17 protein-coding genes and 2 pseudogenes are annotated in these 24990 nt (G+C 57.8%); 4 read left to right on the forward strand and 15 right to left on the reverse strand.

The features are described from left to right. Positions 1–433: 433 nt before the first annotated feature. Both M6D32_RS03740 and M6D32_RS03745 read left to right on the forward strand, forming a co-directional pair. Positions 434–697: a hypothetical protein gene (locus tag M6D32_RS03740; RefSeq protein WP_298253496.1), complete on the forward strand. Its 264-nt coding sequence runs from the start codon at positions 434–436 to the stop codon at positions 695–697. Positions 698–1316: 619 nt separating this feature from the next. Then, positions 1317–2438, forward strand: a complete 1122-nt coding sequence (locus tag M6D32_RS03745) for a DUF2336 domain-containing protein (protein WP_298253498.1) — start codon at positions 1317–1319, stop codon at positions 2436–2438. A gap of 375 nt (positions 2439–2813) precedes the next feature. Here the strand turns inward: M6D32_RS03745 and M6D32_RS03750 are convergent, their stop codons facing one another. The 7 genes and pseudogenes from M6D32_RS03750 to M6D32_RS03780 form a co-directional block, all read right to left on the reverse strand. Further along, positions 2814–3290 carry a hypothetical protein gene (locus M6D32_RS03750; RefSeq protein WP_298253499.1) on the reverse strand — a complete coding sequence of 159 codons (477 nt, stop codon included), beginning with the start codon at positions 3288–3290 and terminating at the stop codon, positions 2814–2816. Between the two features lie 433 nt (positions 3291–3723). Continuing rightward, on the reverse strand, positions 3724–4149 hold the full coding sequence (locus M6D32_RS03755) for a DUF4399 domain-containing protein (protein ID WP_298253501.1): 426 nt from the start codon (positions 4147–4149) through the stop codon (positions 3724–3726). 23 nt (positions 4150–4172) lie between these two features. Continuing rightward, positions 4173–5732, reverse strand: coding sequence for an SUMF1/EgtB/PvdO family nonheme iron enzyme (locus M6D32_RS03760; protein WP_298253503.1), 1560 nt, complete (start codon positions 5730–5732; stop codon positions 4173–4175). A gap of 2602 nt (positions 5733–8334) precedes the next feature. Continuing rightward, the gene (locus M6D32_RS03765) at positions 8335–9036 is read right to left on the reverse strand and encodes a metallophosphoesterase family protein (RefSeq protein WP_298253505.1); all 702 of its coding nucleotides are present in this window, start codon (positions 9034–9036) and stop codon (positions 8335–8337) included. Positions 9037–9182: 146 nt separating this feature from the next. Continuing rightward, a pseudogene (locus tag M6D32_RS03770) lies at positions 9183–9335 on the reverse strand (NYN domain-containing protein); the annotation flags it as partial. A gap of 78 nt (positions 9336–9413) precedes the next feature. Further along, positions 9414–9866, reverse strand: coding sequence for an NYN domain-containing protein (locus M6D32_RS03775; protein WP_366145813.1), 453 nt, complete (start codon positions 9864–9866; stop codon positions 9414–9416). Positions 9867–10313: 447 nt separating this feature from the next. Then, on the reverse strand, positions 10314–10625 hold the full coding sequence (locus M6D32_RS03780) for a hypothetical protein (RefSeq protein ID WP_298253507.1): 312 nt from the start codon (positions 10623–10625) through the stop codon (positions 10314–10316). A 524-nt stretch (positions 10626–11149) separates the two neighbouring features. On the opposite strand from M6D32_RS03780, the gene M6D32_RS03785 reads away from it, so the two are divergent. Beyond that, entirely contained in the window at positions 11150–11320 is a 171-nt protein-coding gene (locus M6D32_RS03785) for a hypothetical protein (protein WP_298253509.1), read from the forward strand. 975 nt (positions 11321–12295) lie between these two features. On the opposite strand, the gene M6D32_RS26925 is transcribed toward M6D32_RS03785, so the two are convergent. Beyond that, complete coding sequence (locus tag M6D32_RS26925; protein ID WP_366145815.1) at positions 12296–12943, reverse strand: hypothetical protein; 648 nt, start codon at positions 12941–12943, stop codon at positions 12296–12298. A gap of 132 nt (positions 12944–13075) precedes the next feature. Continuing rightward, a pseudogene (locus M6D32_RS26930) lies at positions 13076–14235 on the reverse strand (aconitase family protein); the annotation flags it as partial. 1337 nt (positions 14236–15572) lie between these two features. Between M6D32_RS26930 and M6D32_RS03805 the strand changes: the two are divergent. Beyond that, positions 15573–18437 carry a PAS-domain containing protein gene (locus M6D32_RS03805; protein ID WP_298253517.1) on the forward strand — a complete coding sequence of 955 codons (2865 nt, stop codon included), beginning with the start codon at positions 15573–15575 and terminating at the stop codon, positions 18435–18437. A gap of 72 nt (positions 18438–18509) precedes the next feature. Here M6D32_RS03805 and M6D32_RS03810 read toward each other — a convergent pair whose 3' ends face one another. From M6D32_RS03810 to M6D32_RS03835, 6 genes are all read right to left on the reverse strand, one after another. Continuing rightward, complete coding sequence (locus tag M6D32_RS03810) at positions 18510–20417, reverse strand: acyl-CoA synthetase (protein ID WP_298253519.1); 1908 nt, start codon at positions 20415–20417, stop codon at positions 18510–18512. A gap of 214 nt (positions 20418–20631) precedes the next feature. Continuing rightward, positions 20632–21441, reverse strand: coding sequence for a hypothetical protein (locus tag M6D32_RS03815; RefSeq protein ID WP_298253521.1), 810 nt, complete (start codon positions 21439–21441; stop codon positions 20632–20634). 76 nt (positions 21442–21517) lie between these two features. Beyond that, entirely contained in the window at positions 21518–22522 is a 1005-nt protein-coding gene (locus M6D32_RS03820; protein WP_298253523.1) for a transporter, read from the reverse strand. An 82-nt stretch (positions 22523–22604) separates the two neighbouring features. Next, positions 22605–22811 (reverse strand): DUF3302 domain-containing protein, encoded by a 207-nt coding sequence (locus M6D32_RS03825; RefSeq protein WP_298253525.1) that lies wholly within the window; start codon positions 22809–22811, stop codon positions 22605–22607. 11 nt (positions 22812–22822) lie between these two features. Then, entirely contained in the window at positions 22823–24517 is a 1695-nt protein-coding gene (locus M6D32_RS03830) for an arylsulfatase (RefSeq protein WP_298253527.1), read from the reverse strand. Between the two features lie 84 nt (positions 24518–24601). After that, on the reverse strand, positions 24602–24910 hold the full coding sequence (locus M6D32_RS03835; RefSeq protein ID WP_298253529.1) for a hypothetical protein: 309 nt from the start codon (positions 24908–24910) through the stop codon (positions 24602–24604). Between the last annotated feature and the right edge of the window lie 80 nt (positions 24911–24990).

Genomic DNA, 24990 nt, shown 5'->3' on the forward strand with positions numbered 1-24990 from the left:
AACCGGAGCAGTTCCTGCATTTGGGCAGCGAGATCGACTATTGGCTCTGTTGAGACCGGTACGTGCCCTTCATGAATGCCCATTTGATAACTCCACACTTTTACACTACCCCAGACATTAGGCGTCGCAGGGCGCAAAAGGTTCAAAAGCGACCCAAGCCGCCACTCAGTGACTGGTGCCTGCCAACACATCGCGCGCGACTGGAGCCGCTGAAGCCCTTGAGAGCGATCTGAGGCCCGAGGCATGGGTAATCGACATTTGTCCGGGGCGCAGGCCGCCAAGCGCTGCCGAGATAGTGATCGGGTTTCTGACTGTCCCCGTCGATCAGAGCGGCTTGAGACAGGTCGTCGTCTTAGCGTGCCTGTATCTTAACAGTCACAATTGCCCAGAAAACCCGTTCAGATCCCAGAAATAGGCTGAACGAAACCATTTGTTGGAGTCACGAAATACTTCTGAAACAGAGGGAGGACTTAATAGCCTGGAGATTATTGCACCTGCCAGCTTATTGCATGAGGACGGTTCTATGTTTCATTTCGTTGTTGCGATTATTGCCTTGTCCAGCGCCGCCATATTTCTGGCACATGCGGTGGAAGCTTACTTCGTCGGTCACGGATTGAGGCTTCCATTTGCAGCCAGGGGGCTGAAAGCTGGTTGGTCGCTTGGCGACAACCCCACGAAAAAGCCGCTGCTGGGTTGAGATCAGATCAGCGGCGGCTCTGTTCGGTATTGCGACCAGTCACGCCTGTCTGCTTCCAAGATTTCAATATTGCAAACCGCTGCGAACTGCGATGTCAAGCAGTACGGGTGCGGCGAATTTGAAGTTCCTATCAGTTTCGCCGTCAGTTCGTTATAGGAACTTCAAATTCAAGGCCGCTACTCAAAACAATAAATGAGCGACAGCTCATACAGCAGCTGCGTGGACCCGGTTGAAAGGTATTTTGCTGTCCGCATCGCCCATCATAATTGAAAGGTTGCTTCAAAAGGGTTGGGCCGACGTTCGTAGATTAAGTCACGAATTAGAATGTCGGATCACGGAAGAACAGATGACGGCAAAAGATGGCGCCCATCCATAGAGAGAAGAGAGCTTGGCTACGAGGACGGTCAAGGAAGCGCTCGGCGAGGAGCGACGGCTGGCCAGTCCTTCAGCCGGGCAAACCTGCTCAGCGAACGCCCAGCCGATCGAGGTTGTCCAATTTGCATTTGCAACTCAAGGAGATACGCCTTTAAAGCTGAATTAATAGAAACCGATTAGGCTATCGGAATATTATCCGAGCATTTTTAGGCTGCCGGGACTGCCACATTGCCGTGGAAACCCCATGAGAGATTCCTCGAAGTTCTTACTCAAAGATTTGGACGAAGCTGTTCTGCGGGGATCTGCCGACAGCCGCGAGAGGGCGCTGTGGTACGCCACCAACATGCTCATGGTCGGCAGCTACACCGACGACGAGATTTGGACTTTTGGGGAAGTCATCGGACGGCTGTCCGATGCGATCGAACTCGCCGCGCGCGCGCGGCTAGCCAAACGTCTCGCCAAGGCGCCCCAGGCTCCGATTAGCGTCGTCAGCAAGCTCGCCTTCGACTTCAGCATCGACGTTGCAGGGCCAATTCTTCAACACTGCGACCGGCTGGACGTCAAAACTCTAATCCAGAATATTAGAACCAGAAGTCAGTCGCACCTTCTGGCAATCTCAAAACGCAAATCGATTCCTACCGACGTGACGGATGAGTTGGTGACCCGTGGCAATCGCGACGTTTTGAAATCGGTCGCAACGAATGACGGCGCTCAGCTTTCGAATTTCGGCTTTCTGCACGCAATAAAGCGATCAACCGACGACTCCATTCTCGCGGAAAGCCTCGGTGTGCGCAAAGACATTCCCAGGCCAATGTTTCAGCAGCTCATTGCAAAGGCGTCGGATGACGTCAAACGAAGGCTATCGCAAGAGCGTCCGGACTTGCTCGAAGAAATTCAATCGTCCGTCATCGACGTCGCGGGCGCACTGCAGTCGAAATTTGGACCGGCAACCGAAAGTTACTTTGCGGCAAAGAAGGTCGTCACAGCCCAGCATCAACTTGGCCAGCTAAACGAGAATCTCGTTCTCAACTACGCGCGGGCTCGCAAGGTCGAAGAGGTGACGGTCGGGCTATCCTTGCTGTGCTCGCTGCCTGTTACCGCCGTTGAACGGGCGCTTGCCGATACAGAAATGACGCTCATCTTGGCCAAAGCCAATGAGTTTGAATGGGACACTGCTATGGCTCTGCTGTTTCTGCGCGCCAAGCACAATCGCATTAAGACGAGCGACCTTGATAATATGAAAGAGCAGTTCTTTCAGCTTAACATCGAGACGTCTCAGGAGATTCTCACCTTCTTTCAAGTGCGCAAGCAAGCCGCATCGGCCGAACTGGTCGAGCGTCGCCTGCCGCAGCTTCACTCATTATGAGCTTCCGGAATTTTGATTAAACAATACCGATTGAAGCCTGCGTTCCACCAATCACCGGATCGCGCGAGCATCCGCGTATCCCCCGGCTCGGGGTCGGAAGGCGGCATCTGCATGGCCGGCGCGCGTGCCAGCGACCATCGCCTAATCCGATACAATTAGATTGAATCGCCGTCTGTCGCGTGAAGACCCGTGTCGAGAAGCTCCTAGTACCGCCGATCTGAAGTCCCTGCGCCACAAGCGGCGAATTCGACCAGGGACTTCAGATCGATAAAGCGGTACTAGAATCAATAAGCTTGTGAGTAGCCCATGAATCTCCGAATTTCGTGAAGGTGGGTGCTGCGATCGAGCACGAACTTCGGAAAGTGGGCACCAGAACTAAATCGATTTACTGCACCTCATCACGTGAAGTTCTACCCCGGCGGCAATCGAACGCGCCGGCGAGATGTCAATTGTGCTCAGCAAGAGATCCTCAAAGTCAAATGTAAAAAGCCTAACTATTCCACCCGGCAATTCCTCTCGCCAACCCACGATCTGGTGCAGGCTCGTAAAGTCCCGCTTAATCTCCCAAACACTCCTGCCGTACTCTGTTCGATAGGCGGCCCGATCAGGGTCTTTGATTATTTTGAGAGTTCGCTTGTCGGCAACCTGAAGCCTGTAGCGTATCAATGGTGTATCGAGATTGCCGCCGTCGATGGCGATTTCCTTTGACGGAAGTTCCGGCAAAGGCGTCTTTGCGGCAAAGGATTGGTAGCAATCAACCGTCACTAGAGGAAGCGTTTCGGGAGAGCGCTGCGCGTGGGCGCTCGATAACGCGGTCATAACCAGCAAAACTCCAAAACTGAGTGCCTTCATGCTGCACCTCCACCTAACAGATAGTCCTAATTTAACCTCCGCGAAGCCAATTCAGAACAAATTTCAACGCCGGTTTCGATGCAAATCACTCAACGCCTGCCGACAATTTGCACGATCCTAAACGCGCCAGAGAGCGGATCGCCGTTTGCATCGCCCGCGATTGGCCCCCCAACGAAGCGCCTCATCAATTCCCCCTAGAATCGGCAGAGAGAACCATAGCGACCGCGCAGCGCTTTCATACAGCCAGAATCATGAGCAGACGTCGAAGACCGCCCTGCCCGCGGTCGGCTTCGCTACCCCGAAGCAGAAGTGGCCAGATCAATTCGATCATGCGAATGGGCGTTTGGCCGTCGTTATGGCTGCCGGGCTTGCGAAGAGGCCAATGCAAAAATCTGGTCAAAAAATGCGTCGAACGCTGGCAGTTCGCCAATCGCTACTTGACGTTGATCGTGATTTTCTCTGAAACGATCGGAGGGTTGAACGGATAGTGCTTGGCATCGCCCAACACAAGTTGAAGCGTATGCTTGCCCGGTGGCAATTCAATCCGTGCCTCGGTCTGCCCTGCACCAAAATGAAGATGAGATTTGTCGGACGGAATTGGCTCACTGGAATTAAGAGGTTCTTTGACGTCAATCAGCAAATGATGGTGCCCGCTGTTGGGGTAATCGTCACCGGCATGGGTCACGCCCATGTTGCGCAAGCCGAAACGGCACCAGAACCCACCTTTGATCGTCGCGCCGTTCTGCGGCCAGACGAAATATACCATGGCATTCTTGCCTGCAGGCTTGTCCTGGCCTTGGACGGCAAAGGACAGCATTGTCAGCATGCCGGACAATATCACGAGCCGCGTGATCTTCATGAATGTCCTCTTCTTCGACCGGTTTACCGGGACAAGGCGATACGGAATCCATGGGTCGGATACCGAACATTGGTATCGTAATTGTCTCGGTTCGCCGGGCGAACATACGTCGCGTCATTCCTCCATGAGCCGGATCGAATGACGTGGGAGTTGCAATCTCCTGCGCTCCATGGCGAACCATCCGATGGCGCACCCTGATACGTTTTGTGCCAGCAATCCTCTACCCACTGATCGACACCGCCGCCCATGTCGTAAAGACCGAAGGGATTCGGGTCGAAGCTTCCCACTTTAACCGGTTGCTCGGCCCCGGCTGCGTCAGTGCAATCCTTGCAGTTGGCCATACCATGCTTCAACTGGTCACCCCACCAGTATTTGGTCTGTGTGTCACCGCGCGCCGCATATTCCCATTCAGCCTCGCTCGGAAGCCGGTAAGATTTTTGCGTCGCGCCCGCAAGCCAGGCAACAAACTGCTTGGCATCGCTCCAGCTTACATTCGTAATCGGAGCATCGTCTTTACCCGTCGCCACGAACGTGCATACCTTCGCCCCGGCACATTCATTCCATTCGCGAACGGTGATTGGATACTTGCTGATGGCGAAAGGCTTGATCGTGACGTGGTGAACGGGCTTCTCCGAAATATCCTCGTTGCTCCCCATGGCGAAGGTTCCGCCTAGCAACGGCGTCATTTCAGGCTCATGGATCGCAGCGGCACCAGATGTGATGGGAGAAGGTGTAGAAGAAACCTGAGGAACCGTTGGCGCTGCCGCCAAGGGTTGAACATTGGACGCAGCCTGCTGCGTGGCAGGCGCGCCCGAGAGAGCGGTCTGAGGTTGCGGTGAGGCTTTCGTTGCTTGCGACGAAGCCGCGCCCGATGCCCGATCCGTCCCCCTGGTCGAGAATTGCGAGAGCAAATACCAAAGCGCGCCGCCCCCGATGATCATCAATGTGAGGCTTAGCAAGAAGATCAGAGCAGTCTCGCGTCGCTTCCGCGCACCGTTATAGGCCGCCGCGTCGGGGAGAACGCGATAGACTCTGACGGGATCGGTGATGTTCTTGACTTTGCGATCTCCTAGCGACTCATATCCGCAAACCAGCTTGTGCTTTATTTGCTCATAGATGCCGCCGGAGATGTAAACCTCACCAGGCTCTGCAATACCCTCAAGGCGCGTGGCAATATTGACGCCGTCACCATATATGTCGTCTGCCTCAATGATGATGTCACCCAGATTGACGCCGATCCGATATTCGATCCAATGATTTTTCGGCAGCGACGCATTACGTCCAACCATGTTTTGTTGGATCACGATTCCGCATCGCACGGCTTCGACCGGGCTGTCGAAAATCGCGAGAAAGCCATCTCCAGTGGTTTTGACGAGCTTGCCATCGTGCTCGACGATGCTGGGCTCTATGAGGTCGCGTACGATCCTTTTCACACGGCCGTGCGTTCCATCTTCATCGATTTCCATTAGACGGCTGTAGCCAGCGATATCGCCGGCGACGATCGCGGCAAGACGGCGCGGCATCAATCGCCGCGGCGGCTCACCACCACGGGTACCCGATCTGATATTTCGAATGTCAGCCACGGCCTACACCGGTCTCCTTGCACTGCAGAACGCCGCGTCGGAACCTCAACTAAAATCCATGAGAATGCTTAAGCATGCCGTCGTTTTTCGGCCTGCTTTCGAACATCAATTACGCTCATTTTGCCGGGGTGTCACTAGGGCGGCGAATTCGAGGTTCCTATCAGTTTCGCCGCGGGTTCGTTATAGGAACTTCAAATTCAAAGCCGCTACTCAAATCAATAGGTTGCTAGCTAGAGTTCCTTTGATTCCGAAGCTCGCATCGGAGGGGCCGCAATAGCTTGCGAACTTCGGAATTGGAGCTCCAGGACCGGATGTCTCAATGGGACATAAGATGCCCAATCTATCGCTGGGTCAGGGTCGTTTCCGTATGCCAAGGCACACGCCAGCCGCATATTCCGCCTCCATCTCATAACGCCAAAAGATCAGCGAGTGTTTCCGCAACGTGAGCGAACGTCATGATCGCTCAGACGTATGCCGGCTAAGGGCAACAGCTGGAACCGTACCGCAAGTCCGATGGCTCAGTTGACAGTGCCATCAACAGATCAACGCGCGATCTCATCGCAATATTTAGCGCTCAGTTCAGGCCGCTAGGGAGCGACGATCATGATGGTCAGGACGCCAACGAACGCAAGCGCCCAGACTATCGAGCCATAAAACAACCATGGATCCCTCGACATGATTTGAGAATCCAACGAATGGTGAAGGTCGTAGTTCGCACTCTGCTTTTTGCGCCAATCAGATCGACGCGTCACGTAAGGCATTTCTGTCAAGCGCGATCGCGACGAAGCCGAGCAGCGAAAGCGATCCGCCGGCCGCAATTAGGCAGTACGCAATAACCATCAAGCGTTCTTCAAATTGAAACGCCTTGCAACCGGATAGATCGCGAGTGAACTTTGATGTTGGAAAAGAATAGATTCAGGCGCTCACCAATTGAGGTCAGCCTAACTGATAAAATTTGACCGACAATCGAAAGAAAGAACTAAGGTTAACGTGGGCTCTGGCAAACCGGTCGATCTTCCGCCTGACGTTGCCCGCGGGTTCGTTGCCGTCATGGGGGATTGTTTCACGCAAGAAGACCCCCACAAGCGCGACGCGAATCGCGGCACGTCAGCACATTGGATCACTTAGCCGATCAGCTCCCGGCATTCGCCAATTCTTGAGAGGGTCGTTGGCGGGCTTAAGTTCTTGGCGCTGCGTTTTCTGCCCCCCGGACAAACACCGCGGCGGCGTTGATTTTGCGCCCGGCACGCATGAGGATGAACCGAGCAATGTCTTCACGGAACGTTGAAGCGCCTCTACGACACAACGATCGATTTTGTGGCTCGCTCCAAGCCGGGCGGCTTCTCTTTGTCGATATCGAGCTTGTGATACTCCCAAGGTCTTATTGCTCTGGCCAACACTTGTTGGAGAAACAAGCGTGTTTCTCCCCGGCTCTCTTAACTATGAGCACCCGCAGACGATAATGGGTTCGCGATGCGATTTTTCATCTCGCCACGTGCGGTCGCCTCGATCTCGCGACGTCGACGAAAAACGATCGCCGAAAGCGTCTACGTCCTTGCGATTGCGACAGCCATGCTGGGATGGATCTGGTTGCTCACGTCGGTCGGCATAGATCTTGTAGATAGGATCCTTTGACCGGCAACACCGAAGATGGTCGACGTGCTCAAGAACCACAACCTGTGAACCAGATCACAGACCGTCGCGTGCTGATCGCGTAGAAATCCGCGCCGATGGCAACCGGAACGTCCCCAAGGCATCATCATACCCGACCGTGTCCTTTCGCTATAGCTGTAGATATACTACGTTAGGGAACATGCTGACCGGAGGTGCACTACTGCGCAGATCGTCGCGCAACCGTGAGAAAGATTTTGCGTGGTCACATGACATCAAAGCAGAAAAAACGTAGCAGCTCGAAACCGAGAATCACTCCGCAAAGTCGTCTGGAGCGGCAAATGTCGGAGGTGATTTCGCTACGAGAAAAGGTTGCGCAGGCCGAGCTTGCGGCCCACCGGTATGGCACGCCGACTAGCGACCGAGCAGAACCGAACGATAGACGCCGGCCAACACAATTGTGAGCTAGGCCACGGGCTCCCAGTTGGCGACCCGGTAGGGAATAGCCCGCCGGGTCTTGGGCTAAATGAGCTGCTGAACAGCCCGCATCGCGCAAAAGATCATGCCCCATAGAGCAACGTTCACTTCAATGGCCACCAACATTGGTGCGCCCCCCACTTAAAGAATCCCCGATTCGCGTCGTCGACAGACTTTCAAAGGCGAATATGGGAAGATTGTGGTTCGCAGATGCGAATGGCTATGCAACGCAGCCTATCAGCACTGCGCATTGTGCGCCTGAATCAACCATCCGACCGATGTGTCCCAGGATCTCTGAGGGTTTTGCAAGCAGCCTAGACTAGTGGAGTGGATTTGACATTCGCTACCCATCGGCCGCGAATTCGCAGGGCGAATGTCAAATCCCAAACTCCACTAGAAACATATATTTGCTAGTGGTCCTTTGATTCTAACATTCGCAAAAGTGGCCGCTGAGAGGGGATGCGAATGTTAGAATCGGACCACTAGTTCGGCGACGCAGACACCTCCTGATCGCCTACTCCTCCGCGATTTCAAACCGTAGGCCATCGCTGTTAAGGAAGAACGACGGCCCCAATCTGTTCGCGCTGAATGCAGCTGCGGTCAGCATTCGTCCGAAGCACACACCGGTATCGATGTTGACCCGGTTGCACCGCACTTCCGGCGCAGCGTTCGTTGTCGGCGTGTGGCCGTGTACCACAAGGGCACCATGCCATTGCCGGGAAGAGAGAAACGGCTCTCTGATCCAGAGCAAATCGCCATCGATCTGCTCGATCAGCGGGATTCCAGGACGCACTCCCGCATGTACAAAGAAGCGCTCTCGCTCGTGGATCCGAATTGGCAAGTTGCCGATCCAGGCAAGATGGTCGGGCGGCAGTTCGGCTGGGTCACCCAATCCGTAGGCATCTAGCGTGGCATCCCCACCGTTACTAAACCACCGCAAAAGGTCTGCGTCGGATCGCTCGGGGTCAGCTGCGGTGAGGAGCATCTCGTCATGATTTCCCCGCAAGCAGCGAAGACGGCATTGTCCGGCTGCTTGCTCTTTCATTAAAAACGCGACGACTTCGTTCGAAGCGGGCCCCCGATCAACGTAGTCGCCCAAAAAGATAAATTCATGCTCGACGCTGCCCGCGCTTTTCCGGCACAATTCAAACAATGACCGCAATTCATCAATGCAGCCGTGAACATCGCCTATCGCAAATGTTACCGAGGTACTCATGAGACCATTTTATCGCATCTCTTTAGCGAGCTCAGCACAGCATTCGTTGGACCAGCGAGCAGATGTTTCGAGAAGAAGCGTTAGCTGCCTGACCCGCGTGACCGCAAACTCCCTATTCGTTGGGCCTATCGCTTCTTTTCGTTGGCTCGATCAATCCGAGCCCGAAGCGTTGCAAGATCGGTGAATGTATCTGCTTGCCGCCGCAGGTCATCGGCGATCATTGGCGGTTCACAGCTAATTGTCGACACGATCGTGACCTTGATGCCCCTTCTCTGCATCGCGGCAACTAGTGCGGCGAATTTGAAGTTCCTATCAGTTTCGCGGTGAGTTCGTTATAGGAACTTCAAATTCAAAGCCGCACTAGCATCAATAAGTTGCTAGAGCTCCCTTGATTCCGAAGTTCGCATCGGATGGGCCGCAATAGCTTGCGAACTTCGGAATCGGAGCTCTAGTGCGCAAAAGTCGCCATCTCCCGAAAACAGCACCATCCGATCGATGTAATCCGCTAGCCCTAATGCGTCGACCGCCAGCTCGACACCCATGCTTCCCTTGACCTTGCGATGTCCATTAGCATCAGTGAACTCCTTGGCGGGCTTTGTGACTACCGTATAGCCATTGTAATCGAGCCAATCGGTCAACGGTCGAAGTGGGGAGAATTGCTGGTCATCCTCTACGATGGCCGTGTAATAGAGCGCCCGCAAAAGCCGGCCGCGGCCCGCAAACTCCCGAAGCAATTGCCTATAGTCGACTTCAAAACCAAGAGCCTTGACCGACGCATGGAGATTGGCGCCGTCGATGAAAAGCGCAATTTTCCCCGAGCCCGCCTGCATTCAACGCCTCTTCAAACTGCAGATGGAAGGATTTCAGCGGGCGACGAAGCCCACTTCGAAGCCAAACGACTTCGTCCAGCTATGAGGCGATTTTGGGTAACTATCTACTTTGAGCTTAGGCCAGTCCGTTTCACGGTTAATGCCAACATAATCGCACGGGCCGAATTCTGTCAGACTAGAGCTCCGATTCCGAAGTTCGCAAGCTATTGCGGCCCCTCCGATGCGAACTTCGGAATCAAGGGAGCTCTAGCAACTTATTGTTTTGAGTAGCGGCTTTGAATTTGACGTTCCTATAATGAACTCACGGCGAAACTGATAGGAACTTCAAATTCGCCGCACCAGGGGGCAATCATGGCAGATAGCCGCGTGCTCCCTGCCCCTCTCTCAGTCACAGCGATCTCTGCGATCATTGCAGCGGTAGGCCAGCTTTTCCACGGTGTAAGTTTTTCAGCCTGCGTCCCGTTGAGTTGCAGAGCGGCGCACACGCGGCACGAACTGGGCGAATACAGTTCTTATCCGCGCTTGCGGAGTCAAATCGGCGGCCGGCACGTCTTCTGACGGGGCATTGACGACGTCAGACGCCCTGCCGGTGAAGGAATCGGTTGCCAGAAAGCGCTCATCCGGGACCTGTACTGCCCCCAACCAGGATGTGATCGCCGGCAAGCGACAGCTCTCGTCCGGGCCGAAAATAATATGACTAACGAATAGCAACGCAGCGACAACCGGCACCGCAATGGTGGTCTCTTTTAAAGTGGACATGTTATCCAGGCCTCTAACGCTCCAGGCATGATGCGACGGCCGCCATAAACGCTGCCCTAAACAGCAGGCCCAATATGCCGTGGCGGTTACTCGCCGATTAGCCAACAGAGGAAATTTTTGGTGACCGCCGAGGACCGATGCAGCGGCGTCAGCAGGGCGCTCAATTGATCGTTTGCTGTCACGGATCTCGCCGTCCACGCATAGCAAGGCAAAATGGCCGGCGATGAAAGCCCTCTACATCTTGCTTATCCCTTAATCTCAGCCCTGTTTGCCAGACCAACGGCGACTGCATCGAAGATCGGCGAGGAGGATCGCGTGAATCACAACGTTCTGGTCGTTCAAGTCAAAACATCCGCGATTCCAATTGCCCATCGACGTCGCCGCACTAACGGTAGAACTGCGGTGCCGAAGCTGTCGCTGGGTCAGCGTCGCTTGCCTATTCTGGAGCACTAGCCTGCTATATATTTCAACTCATTTTATAGCGCCAAAAAATAAGCGACTGCTTCCTGTACGGGAGCTTGATCATGCAAGTCGATTCAGACGTAGCGGCAGTTGATGTCGCATTGATTAGCGACACCCCATCAAATCAGCAGGCAGATCCCGACGCGGACAACGAGAGGGCCGTCGTTGCCAATGACAATGGAAAGCGCTGGCCACCGATCGCTTTTCCTGAAGATTGGTACGCGTCCTTTTGAGGGACCGCCGCGCTGGCACGGTAATTCGATGCCGTTAGCCAGCCAAGTCAGACAAAGGCTGACGGTGTGGGGTCGTCTGCAATTCGCCCTAACGGTCGGCATCTATTAGCCGAGTGCTGGAGGTCCTAATTCCTGGCCAGATAGGTAACGTTACCGGAGCGAAGGAAAGCCCGAGTTGCCCGAGAGGTGTAGAGTCCACCAATGGCTCTGCACTTTCACCACGCACTTGATCGCCTGGAGATATGGAGCGCCGCCAGCGGTGGCTTTTCATTCGTAATAAGCCATGAGAGCAACGCCGGAGAGGGCTTTCACGGACGCCTTGGCTTCATGGCGACATGGCGACCGCTCTACAAAAACATAGGCGCTATCAAAATCGCGGGAGCGCCCTTCAAGACATTTGCTGATGCCGAGCAAGCCTGCAATAGAACATTGGAGTATCTAACCACCGAGACGAAGCGATAAGCGGTTCGGCTGACTGCTAGGCCACATTCCGGCTCGGTCTACAGGCCGGTGCTACAATTTGCCAGTCCGTGAACTGAAAGCGAATGTGAACCATGACGCCGTCCTTGTCGGGCGCAAGATCAGCAAAGCTGAATGCGTGCGGGACCGCTCGCTCCAATCGCACCGCTTCGTTTCAATCGGAACCTCCTTATTGGAAGCACCGCTCACAGGAAGATGGAAAATTTTCCGGGAATTATTAGCACGCCAGAAATCAAAATTACGAATGGCGCGAAGAAACTACTGGCTTTCGAGCTAAATTAAGAGCGGTCCCGCTGGGACCATCACTTCGACCCCACCGTGTTCTCAGCGCGGTGGGTTTTTTCTGCTCGCGCCAAGCACATTTGGTGAATTAGAACCCTGTCTGATATGCAGCCCTTACGCCTCGGTCCCCGAAGCTAAGGCGTTAAGAGTCGGCTCCGCTTCATCGTCCGCGAGGCGGAGCTTTTCAAGCAAAAAGCCCTGGATGCGGAGAGGCTATGCCGCGGCTTGCGATTCATTCCTGCGCCAATTGATCAGCCCGCCAGCCAGAATCACATCGATCTGCAGCGCGGTAAGGCCGTGGCGCGCCCGCACGGCCCAGCGGCAATCGAGTGTAATGTCCTCACCGCTCTTGAGGACGCGGCGCAGATTGTCGGCACGCAGGACATCGTCCTTCTGTAAACGATCGTAATCGGCCTCGTTGACGAACGTCAGGGGCAGAATGCCGTAATTGACGAGATTCTGGCGGTGAATTCGCGCGAAGCTCTTCGCAAGAACCACTCTCAGGTCCAGGTTTCGCGGCGCCGCAGCCGCATGCTCGCGCGAGGAACCCTGGCCATAGTTGCGCCCCGCGACGACGCTGTGTCCGCCGCGCGCCGCACGCGCGCGCTCGGCGTAGCCGCGATCGATCCGCTCAAAGGCGAAGTCGCCGATCCTCTGGATGTTGGAGCGATAGGGAAGCACCCTGGCGCCGGCGGGGAGAATTTCATCGGTTGAAACATCGTCCCCCATTTTCAGGAGAACCCTCAGCTCAAGCTGGTCGGGAAGCGGATCGAAATCCGGCAGCGAGCGGATGTTCGGACCTTTGACGAGTTGGACAGTTCGCGCCTGTTCCGCCGCGAGCGGGGCTCCAAAGAGTTTCATGTTCAGCGTCGGCCGGACGGGATTGTACAGTTCAGGGCAGGACTTCGTCAGCGTTCGCGGATCGGTGATGCGTCCCGCGAGCGCCGAAGCCGCCGCGGTTTCCGGCGAGCAGAGAAACACCGAATCCTCCTCGGTGCCCGACCGGCCGGGAAAGTTGCGCGGCGTGGTGCGAAGCGAATTGCGCCCGACCGCGGGCGCCTGGCCCATTCCGATGCAGCCGTTGCAACCGGTCTGATGGATCCGCGCGCCGGCTGCGAGCAACGCCCCGAGCCGGCCGTCGACGACCAGCGCCTCCAGCGTGTCGCGCGACGTCGGATTGATGTCGAACGACACATCGGCCGGGACATGGCTGCCGCGAACGATTTCTGCGGCAACGGCAAAGTCGCGCCAGCCGGGATTGGCGGATGATCCGATATAGGCCTGGTAGATCGGTTGGCCCGCAACTTCGCTCACACCGACGACATTGCCGGGACTCGACGGCGTCGCGATCAGCGGTTCGAGCTTCGACAGGTCGATCGAATCTTCCTCGTCATAACTGCATGCATTGTCGGCAACGATTTCCTGCCAGTCACGAGCCCGGTCGCTGGCCTCCAGAAAACGGCGCGTCTTGCGGTCGGACGGAAACACCGTGGTGGTTGCCCCCAACTCGGCACCCATGTTGGCGATGACGTGCCTGTCCATCGCGGACAGCGCGTCGAGCCCGGGTCCGAAATATTCGATCACCTTGCCGACGCCGCCGGTGACGCCGTGGCGTCGCAACATCTCGAGGATGACATCTTGGCGCTCACCCAGGGCGGCAACTTGCCGGTGAACTCGACACCGAGTACGGCGGGCATCGTCGTGGGAAACGGCTCACCGCTGATGGCGAGCGCAACGTCAAGACCGCCGGCTCCGATCGCCAGCATTCCAAGCGCTCCCGCCGCCGGCGTGTGACTGTCGGAGCCCAGAAGGGATTTGCCAGGCTTGCCGAAATGCTGCATGTGCACCACATGGCTGATGCCGTCGCCGGCGCGCGAGTACCACAAGCCGAAACGGCGGCAGGCGCTCTCCAGAAAGAGATGATCGTCGGCGTTCAGGTGGTCGGCTTCCAGCAGGTTGTGATCGACATATTGCGCGCTGAGTTCCGTACGCGCGCGATCCAGGCCGATCGACTCCAGCGCCAGCATCACCAGCGTGCCGGTCGCATCCTGTGTGAGCGTCTGATCAATGCGGATCAAGATGGGCTCGCCCGGACGCATCTTGCCGTGTACGAGATGGGCCGAGACAAGCTTCTGGGTAACATTCTGTGGCATCTGCACAGCCTCTCGGACTGCGATGTCCCCGCTTCCCCATCGTGTTTGGATATTGATGCTCAGGCGCACTACCTGGTGCCAATGTAATGCGCGTTGACGCGTTACGTTCCCTTCGGGCGATGTTCGACTGCCTGATGCTAGCCGTCGGCAGAGCTTCGCGACGGCTCAGGCGATGTTCACGTTGAAACCCGGGCCGGCGGCTGACCTAAACCGAAGCGGTGGAACAGGGCATAGAAGCAGAGTTCCCTAAACCGCCCGCCGATGCGTTGAAACATCGTGCGAATAGCGAGTACAATTCATGACGTCGGAAAATGCAGCAGCTCTTAGCACTGCCGGGTCGCGCTCGCCCTTCGCCGCACAGGCTAAAATGTTAGAGGCTATGTCGGCTTTGGTCGTCGACGTTCGCTTTGCCTCAGGCAGCATTACTATTGCTTCCTCAAGCACGGACCTCATCAGTTCGATGAGTTCAGGCTGAAAAACGGCGCCTATCATTGTAGCTTCCTCCAACGCAACTTCTTTCTTCGTGCGCCAGCCCCCATCCTCTTCTGCAGTCTTGGACCGCTTCAACTGCTTTAATATCCTCACCCAATAAGGCAATCAAAAAAACTAGCGCCGAACAATGAATCTGTCGTTTCCTCAACACACCATCGCACGTTGGTGAAGTTGTTCGATCGCGCCTTGCGATCCTAAAAGACTTGCATAGCCGTCAACGACCAATTTCAGTGCCTCCGACATACACAGAGTCTGCTGAATGATGCTGGACGGCCCAACGTGACTGGCTTAATCGAGCAAAACCAAATCGATCGACCGCCTTCACCTTGCCGCCGGATCATTGCGCGCTACCATGGCTTCCGCATTATCCTATGTGAATCGACGCCCTTTTGGCGCACCCGACCGGCCGATTCCAGGTGCTCGCGGCCGGCGTAGGCGGAAACCCCCGCCGGTTCGAGTAATCTGTCATGCTCAGCCCATACAGGAACAGCAGCCAGAAGAAGCCGCTGACGGCGAACACCCATTTCAGGGACGACGCGCCCTTCAACCGCATGAAGAGCACAAACAGCATCTCGGTTGGTATCTTCGCGATACCAAACTGCGCGACAGGAGCCCAGATCCCCCAATCCAGGGAACGCTGTACACGCACTGATCCAGGCGCCGAATAGTATCGCGATCCAGGCAACGACGAACGGCAGTGCGCTGGCCCTTCTGGCGTCAAGGCGGTCATGGTCCGTAAACTAAGACGCTTAAGACAATATTCCCAGATGGACGCTAGCCTGAGAGCCCGCAAATTCAATGCGTTACGATTTGATGTTTCTTGGACGTTGGAAACTTCTCGCCCGATGGCTGCGCCCCGCAACAAGATACGCCGCTCCCGTAAGGCTCAAACGATAACGGCCCGCCTTGCGCTCAGCCAAAACGTGCTCGAGAGCGTGACGCAAGGTGTCTGCGTCTACGACGCTGACAACCGGGTGGTCTTGCTTAACCAGCGCTTTCTCGAATTGTTCAATTTGTCGCCGGATGTAATCCGGCAGGGCATCAGCTATCGGCAATTACTTGAACACAGTGCTTCGCGCGGCAATTTTGCGCCGGAGCTGGTCGAAGACCATTACCAAACCCGTCTTGCCCTGCTGGCCTCCGGAAGACCGTGCAGCGTCGAACAGGAACAGCCGAACGGTGTGGTCACGACGCTGGATGTACGGCTGCTGCCCGACGGCGGGTGGCTCACCGTCTGCGACGACGTCACCCCCCGCGCCAGGCTGGAAAAGGCGCTGCGGGTCCAGACCGAGCGCATCGAGCACGCGGTCGCCAATATGTCCCATGGACTGAGCATGTTCGGCGCCGACGAGAAACTGATCGTCTGCAACCGGCAGTACCTCGAAGTTTATGGACTTGATCCGCAGATTATTCGCCCCGGCATCACACACCGCGCGATGATCGAGCACTGGGTCGCAAAGGGAAATGCGCCGGGCCTGTCGGCGAATGAGCTCTATTCAAGGCGCATGAGCGAGATTCGCAGCGGTACCCGCGCGGGCTTTCTCACCCGTGCCGACCAACGCGTGATCCAGGTGATATCGCGGGAGACGCCAGACGGCGGATGGGTCAGCGCCTGCGAGGACGTTACCGAGCGGCGGCGCTCCGAGGAAGCGCTGAGACAGAAGAACCTCCTGCTGGATGCCGCGCTCGAGAACATGGCGCATGGTCTATGCGTCTACGACAAGGACATGCGGCTGCTTGTATGCAACAGCAACTATCTCAAGATCTACGGCCTGGCTCCTCACGAGGCGAGGCCGGGCACGCATCTGTCCGACCTCGTGAGCATGGTCAAACAGAACGGCGTCTACGCCGCCGATTTCGCGACCGACCAGCTGCTGTACGACCTGCGTGCACGGCTTTCGGGACACAAGGATCTGGCCGTTCAGCGCCGCATGCCGGATGGGCGCCGGCTTGCCGTGCGCTATAGCCCGCTGAGTGACGGCAGCTTCGTCTGCACTTATGAGGATGTCACGGACCGCGAGCGCGATCATGATGAGTTGAGCGAGCAGTACCGGCGGTTCGATGCGGCGCTGAACAACATGTCGCAGGGCCTGTGCATGCTGGACGGCAATCTGCGCGTAATCGTATGCAACAGGCGCTATATCGACATGTACGGCATGTCACCGGAGATCGTGAAGCCCGGCGTCACCATGCGCGAGATCATCGAGCACAGCTGGGCGCTCGGCAATTATCCAGCCACGACAGCGCAACAACTTTACGACGACTATGTCAAAAGGCTGAATGAGGGCGCGCGTACCCAACACCGCCATCTCAGCGACGGCCGCATCATCAAGCTCAGCCACCATCCTATGGACCAGGGTGGCTGGATCATAACTTATGAGGACGTTACCGAGCGCCACAAGGCCCAGGAGCGCGTCGCGCACATGGCCAAGCATGACGCGCTGACCGACCTGGCAAACCGCGTGCTGTTCCGCGAGAAGATGGCCGATAGCCTCAAGGAAGTTGCGCAGGGCGATGCAATGGCGGTGCTCTGCCTCGATCTCGATAACTTCAAGACCGTCAACGACCGCCTGGGTCACGCCGTCGGAGACGACCATTTACGCTGGGTCGCCGCGCGCCTGCTCGAATGCGTTAGCGAGGCTGATACCGTCGCCCGCCTCGGCGGCGACGAATTCGCAGTGTTGCAGCGAGGGCCGCAACCACAATCGGCTGAGGCGCTTGCCCGCCGCCTGGTCGAGGTCATTGGCCGCCCGCCGCCGCTGGAAAACCAGACAATCCATACCGGTGTGAGTATTGGGATCGCGACCGCGCCCGATCACGGCCTCGATCCCGACGAACTGATGAAACGCGCCGACCTCGCGCTCTATCAGGCGAAGGCAAAGGGCCGTGGGGCCTATCAACTTTTCCAACCCGATATGGAAACGCAGGTGCGGTCGCGGCAGACTCTGGAAGCAGAGTTGCGCAAGGCTCTTGAGGCCGGCGAGTTTCATCTGGCGTTTCAGCCACAGGTTCATCTCGGCAACAATGAGCTGACCGGCTTCGAGGCGCTGCTGCGATGGCACCACGCCAAGCGCGGTGCGGTCTCGCCTGCCGAATTCATACCGATCGCCGAGGAGACCGGTCTCATTGTCCCGCTCGGCGAATGGGTGTTGCGCAGCGCCTGTGCCACGGCCGCCAAATGGCCGGACTTCGTCCGGGTTGCAGTTAATCTGTCACCGGTGCAGTTCCGCGCCCGCGGGCTTGTCGCGATGGTCACGAGTGCGTTGGCGGGAGCAGGCCTTGCTCCGCATCGGCTCGAACTCGAGGTCACCGAGACCGCGCTGCTTGAAGACGACGAGGCGACGGTTGCGATCCTGCGGCAGCTGCGAACCCTCGGCGTGCGGATCAGCCTCGATGATTTTGGCGTCGGCTATTCCGCGCTCGGCTATTTGCGCAAATTTCGTTTCGACACGATCAAGATCGATCGCTCTTTCGTGCAGACCCTCGGCGAGAGCCATGAAAGCGGAGCCATCGTCCGCACCATAGCTGCCCTCGGCGCTAATCTCGGTGTGGAAACCACGGCCGAAGGTGTAGAGACGGCGCAGCAGCTTGAGCTCGTGCGCGAAGCCGGTTGCACTGCGGTGCAAGGATTCTACTTCGGCCGCCCGCGTCCGGCCGCCGACATCGGCCGCGTGATCGAACAATTGAACCCGATCGACCGCGTTGCATAGCAACGGCCGCCGTCAGACGAGAGCCGCGCCGTGCGAGCGCGCCGGATTGGCGCTGCCTCGACGTACCAATGCCTATGAATAGACGATCCGGTGGCGCATCACGAACGGGGCGAGCATGGTATCGACTTCGTTAGCGATTGCCTCCCGCTGTTGCTCCGGAACATGCGCGATCGTGACTGTCGCCATACTACCATGGCTGCCATGTGGCCCCACCTCAACGCGACAGTCGATGCCTCTTTCCACAAGAGGCGCTAGAACGCCGGTGAATACTCGCCTGGCCGCATCCCATCGAAGCCGAGGCTTGAAGACCTTGCCGACACCGGTAAGTGGCATCGGATCGACTGGAATGATTTGCGCGGGAACAGCGGCGCGCTCGGGCGTGCGCTCCCGGACCCACGCCTCCAATTCGCCCGGCTGGACAGAAGCGCCCGGCTTCAATTGTACGTAGCCCACGGGCAACTCGCCCGCATAGGCGTCCGGCTGGCCGACGACGGCGGCCAGGCCGACGGCGGGATGCTGGAATATGATATCCTCGATTGGACCGGGATCGATGTTATGGCCGCCACGAATAACAAGATCCTTGGCGCGGCCGGTGATCCAAAGGTACCCGTCCTCGTCGAGGCGGCCGAGATCCCCCGAGTTGACCCAATCTCCATCGACGAAGGCTCCCTTGTTGTGGACTTCGTCGAGATAGCCGCGGAAGACACCGGGACCAGCCATCACCACGACGCCGATCTCGTCGGGCTCGCAGTCACGCTCGACGCGATTATTGTCGTCCAGCTTGACGATGCGAACACGACCATAGGGTACCGGCAGGCCGGCCGATCCGAGACGGATGGGACGATCGGGGTACGCCATGGTGTGGACACTGGAGGTTTCGGTCATGCCATAGACTTCGACAACCGGTATCTTGAACCTTTCCTCGATCGCTTTGCCGACAGCAATCGGTATGGCCGATCCTCCGGCGGCTGCATATCGCAAGCTCGATAAGTCAGCGTTGCCGGGCGGAACGGAAAGCGCTGCGGCCAGGACCGTCGGGACGCCGCTAACAATTTCGGGCCTGAAGCGTTCGACAAGGCCCCAGATGTTCCTTACAGCCGCGGGATTTCGCCATCCTGATGGCGACAGAACGATCAGGCAGCCGCCTGCTGACAAGCTGCTAAGCGCTTGTGTGAGCGAGCCGCCGACATGGAAAAGAGGCATGCCAAAAAGCAGATTGGCTCCCGCTTTCGCCTTGAGCAGGAGATTGCAAGCCCAGGCTTGATAGACCTGATTGGCATGGCTGTGGCAGACGAGCTTGGGGGTACCGGTTGTGCCTCCGGTATGAAAGTACGCTGCAATCTGCTCGCCGGAAATCCGCCTATCGTTGACGAGCCTGTCGGAAGGCTGGTCCTTGATGAGATCACCGAAGGAGTAGACCTTGTCCACGGGATCGCCGGGACCATGAACCTGCACGGTCGCTTTCAGGTGCTTCAGCCGGCCACGGACCTGCTTCACCTTCTCCCATATGTCGGTTCCGGGCACCGGACCGAGGGCGACAAGGATCGTGGTTTTCGCGGCGTCCAGGATTTCCGCAATTTGATGCGGTTCCAGGAGCGGATTGATCGGATTCGCGATACCGGCAGCTTCGGCCCCGAACAGAACGACAAAGGCTTCCGGGAGCAGCGGAAGCATGAAGCTCACCACGTCGCTTTCGCCAACTCCCAACGCATGAAACATATTGGCGGCTTGCGTCACCCGAGCGAAGAAGTCGCGGTGGGAAATAACAGATGGTGCGTCTGCCGGATCGGCGTTAGCCAGGAATTGGATAGCGGGCGCGTCGGGATTCCTGGCGGCGCCCAGCTTGATGGCATCATAGGTGCTCCGGGCCGCGATGCGGTCGGCATAGGGGACGCGTTCGAAGGCTCGAACATCGGCATCGGTGGCAAAAATCGGATATTCGTCGGCGATGAGCCGATCGAGCGAATGTATGCCGGCCATGCTCGGCCTCCCTATTCTTCATTTCCCCGGCGGTGAGACCCCATTATCTCGGCCAAGCGCGGCCGCATCTTTCCATAACGGCGGCCAAGTGCAACCTGGTAACAGCGTTGTCGACCATTGCGCCGGGCTATGGGAAGAGTTGGAGCCTGGCGATGTAAGCACGGTTTGCGGTCTTACGACTGGCGCGAGACCCCGTGTTGTGGCCCAAAGCATATCACCACGTCACATTGAGCCGAAGCTGGGTCTTGAAATCGTAGACAGGGTAATCCCTGATGATCGGCACGCCGATCTCCAGCGACAGCGCGATATTGTCGGTGAATTTCTTCCCCACACGAAAGTCGAACGGGACGAACCAGCGGCCGGTTTGTCCGGTGATCGGATCGCCGTAGTTGATGCGGATGTCCGGACTCGGGAAAAGAGTGACGTACCAGTGGTCCGGCAGACCGATATTGAGCATCGGTGCGAGTTGTAGATTGCTGATGTTCTTCGTCGTGGGATCGCCGGCGACGCTGACGGCGTAGCGCAACAGCGGCTCGAAATAACTGCCATTGTTGATCTCCGGCAGGGCTAGTCGCGCGCCGACGATCGGCATCACCTGCCATTTGCCGGAGGTTAGCAGCTCATCGCCGGTGGGCGTCACGAGCCGCATTCCGAAGCCGAAGGCCCAGCGCTGATCGATATCGTGAATGAGAGCCGCCTGAACATCCGTGTCGCCGATCCCCCGGACAAAATCGCCAGCAGGATTTGAATCGTTGATGGGATTCTTTGCAAGCATCGGCAAATCGGACCGCGTCGCCAGAATCCAGCCAGACTGCAAATCGAAGGCGTGGTCATAGCGCAGGTTCAGCGTCTGACTGGTGACCTCGCGCACCGAGCCGGGTGCGGTTTTGTGGTCGTATGTCATCTGAAACAGGTTCGGGGGCGGACGGAAGAAATCGAGCGCGTCCGGGTTTGCGGCGAGGTTCTGCTCGGTAGAGGTCTGCGCGACAGCTGCGGCCGAACCGGTCGTTATGGCAGCAAACATGCAACCCGTGATGCCGCACAGCGTGCGTACATTCCGCGCAGTTGCTTGCGCAAGCGCGCTGGAGGAGTTCCTCATATCACTTGTGATAGGTCGGCGTAACGGCAGGCGGCGGTTCAGGTGCCTTCGGCGAAATCGCGAAGGTCAGCCAGGCATTCCAACCCTCGGGCCGGTTCTGGGCCGCGAACTCCTTGTAGGCCTTTACGTTGACGTACCCTTCCATATCACCGACCGGAAAAAGAAAGCCGACCTGGGGCCCGACGCCGGCGACGCGCGAGCGGAAACCATCGAGCGCAGGCGGTGCTCCGAAGTCATCGGTCACTTGCTGCAAATAGTAGCCGACCAGGCCGAGCTGGAGCTGCTTGGTGACAAAATGCGAAGCGCCCCAGTCGAAGTGAAAATCGATTCCGTTCTGATATTGCGTATCGGGGTTCTTGAAATTGTAGGTAAAGCCGGCGACGCCGGAAAATTCATTGCCGGTCTTCGGGTTCAAGTAGGTGTAGCCGCCGCCGAAATCGATCGCGCCATGGCCGATGCCGAGATTGGCAAGACGGTTGGGATCGTAGTCGCCGACAGGGATGTCCCCCGTGCCGTAGACCATGAAGTTGTTGACGCCCTGATTCCATTTGAGCGCGATTTGCGGCAGCACATCGCCGAAGGAGGTCAGATCCTGCGTCCGGCTGAGTGCGATCGTGTTGCCGAGTGGCCCGGTCAGAGAAAGCGCCGCCGTTGCCTCGTTCCGACCGGCGATGCCGAGCAGGCTGGCCGATAACTGCGCGCCGAAAACCGGCGTGGCGAAAACGTAGGTCGGTCCGTATCCGACAAGGTCGCCTCGGCCGCTGATCCCGACATCGACCCGCCCGCCGCGCGGGAATTGGGCGCCCGCACCGGCTGCCACATCGGTGTGGACATAGAACGTCGCCCACGCCCATCCTGGAGTGCCAGGGGTTGCGGCAAGGCTTCCAAACGTGCCGGGCAGCCAGAAGCTGAGACCTCCTTCGTCGGCGAGCGCGCTCGGCGTAAGCCCCAGCGGAGCGAACGCACTCAGCGCTCCTGCCAGGATGCGATATGTGGTACGTGCCATTTTTTTGCTCTCCTCGGCTGGCTGTTTCTATTTTCAATTCACTTCAAGTACTCCCCGCCAGGTTGCGTTCGATCCGCCGAATCTATTCCGATCCTAATGGTTCATCACAGTGATTTTGACGTTTTGATACCGAGCCATTCCAGCCGGCGACCGTCACCGCCTGCGCCCGCGGATGATTTCGCGATTTCGCGATGTGCCCGGGCAGCCATCCGGCGATGCAGAACACGCCGATTGCGCTGGTCACCAGGATGACCAGCACGATCCAGGCAAAGATGTCGTAGCCGGGCATAAATCCGGCGTTCAGTCCGCGCCCGGCCCGGCGGTCGTGATCTTCTCCATCACGTCGCTGACGGTAAAACTCGCAGCTTTCGCACGCGGCGGGAAAGTCTTGAAGCTTTCGATGTACCGCGAAATGATGGCCTGCGCCGGCACGATCAGAAACACGCGGCGCGCTTGCCAGTCGCCGTAATAGATGCCGTCGACGCCGCGCTCGAACGGATCGGCCCGCAAATTGTAGATGTTGGGCGCACGCAGCTTGGTAAAATTTCCCTGCCAGACCCCGAGCGGGGTCTTGGGATTGATTTCGGTATGCTGCTCCATGAACGCAATCTTCCAGTTGCGTACCCGGAGCGCCATGAGATCCCCATCATCGCTCCAGTAAAGAAACTCTTCGCGCGGCGATTTCTCCATCTCACCCTTGAAAAATGGCATCAGGTTCGCGCCGTCGAGGTGAACCTTGAACTGCTTGCCGTTCAAGATGTGTCCGCCCCTCACCTTTTCCACCAGATCGGTATCATCATTGGCCGCCGCGAAGGTCGGAATGAAATCTTCATGCGCACAGATGTCGTTGACGATCGTTCCCGGTTTGATCGCGCCCGGCCAGCGAATGAGACAGGGCACCCGGAAGGCGCCCTCCCAGTTGGTGGCTTTCTCTCCCCTGAACGGGGTCGTACCGCCATCGGGCCACGTGAAGACTTCAGCGCCATTGTCGGTGGTGTAGACCACGATGGTGTTATCGGCTACGCCGAGATCGTCGAGCAGCTTCAACAGCTCGCCGACATGTCCGTCGTGCTCCACCATGCCGTCCGGATAGAGGCCGAGCCCGGTCTTGCCCTGCGATTCCTTCTTCAGGTGCGTGAAGATGTGCATCCGCGTGGAATTGAAATAGCAGAACCACGGCGTGCCGGCGCGCTGCTGTCGATTGATGAACTCCTTGGCGGCAGCGAGGAACTCCGTGTCGATGGTTTCCATGCGCTTGGTGTCGAGCGGACCCGTATTCTCGATCACCTGCTTGCCGACGCGGCCATAGGCCGGATCGACGGTCGGATCGTCGCGGTCGCTCGCCTTGCATTTGAGCACCCCGCGCGGCCCGAACTTGGCGCGGAAGCGCGGATCTTTGGGATAGTCCGGGTTCTCCGGTTCTTCCTCGGCATTGAGATGATAGAGATTGCCGAAGAACTCGTCGAAGCCGTGTACGGTCGGTAGGTGCTCGTTGCGGTCGCCGAGATGGTTCTTGCCGAACTGACCGGTGGCGTAGCCGTACGTTTTCATCACATCGGCGACGCAGGGATCGAGCGGCCCGAGCCCGAGCTCGGCGCCGGGCAGGCCCACCTTGGTCAATCCGGTGCGGATCGGCGATTGCCCCGTGATGAAGGCCGCGCGTCCTGCGGTGCAGCTCTGCTGGCCATACCAATCGGTGAACATGGCACCTTCCCTGCCGATGCGGTCGATGTTGGGCGTCCGGTAGCCCATCACTCCCAAGTTGTAGGCGCTGATGTTGAACCAGCCGATGTCGTCGCCCATGATGAAGAGGATGTTCGGCTTGCGGCCGGAGGGAGCGGAGGGCGTTGCCGGCGCCGCTTTCTGAGCTTGCGCCAGCGCGCGGGAAGTCAGCGTCGCAGTCGCTACCAGTGTCGAGGTGCCAAGCAGAAGATTACGCCGGTCGATCGATTGCGTCTTGTCAGTGTTGTTCTGGTTTCTGACCTCGCTACTCATTCCAAACTCCTCGGCTTGACTAACTGATTGTCTTCATTTCAGCGGTGCCGGTGGCCTCTTGCGCCGCCGGCAACGCAAAAGCGCTCAGCTCGCGGTGCGCCCGCCACCCATGGCATTCTTGATCACGCCGATAATCGCGGTGAGGACTGCGCCGGAAACGCCGCCGCCGACGGCTTGCCCGACCAGTGCGCCGACATCGACATTGCCCGCAGCGCCTTGCAGCAGCGGCAGCAAGGTGGTGAGCAGCGTCCCACCGCCTGCGCCGCCGATCGCGCCGGCAACGGTGTTGCCAAGCGTGCCGAGGTCGAAGTTCTTCATGGTGGCGCCGGCGGCGTTTCCACCGAGAGCGCCTGCGACAAGCTGAACGATCAGGTTGATAAGGGTTGCAGACATTTTGGTTCTCCTCCGATCGACGGCGGCTTTGCCGTCAGTTGCCCGTTGGTAATGTGAGACTGAATCCCTGCTTCTCGAGT

The sequence above is a fragment of the Bradyrhizobium sp. genome, assembly GCF_027307225.1.
In the GTDB taxonomy this organism is placed as follows: Bacteria; Pseudomonadota; Alphaproteobacteria; order Rhizobiales; family Xanthobacteraceae; genus Bradyrhizobium.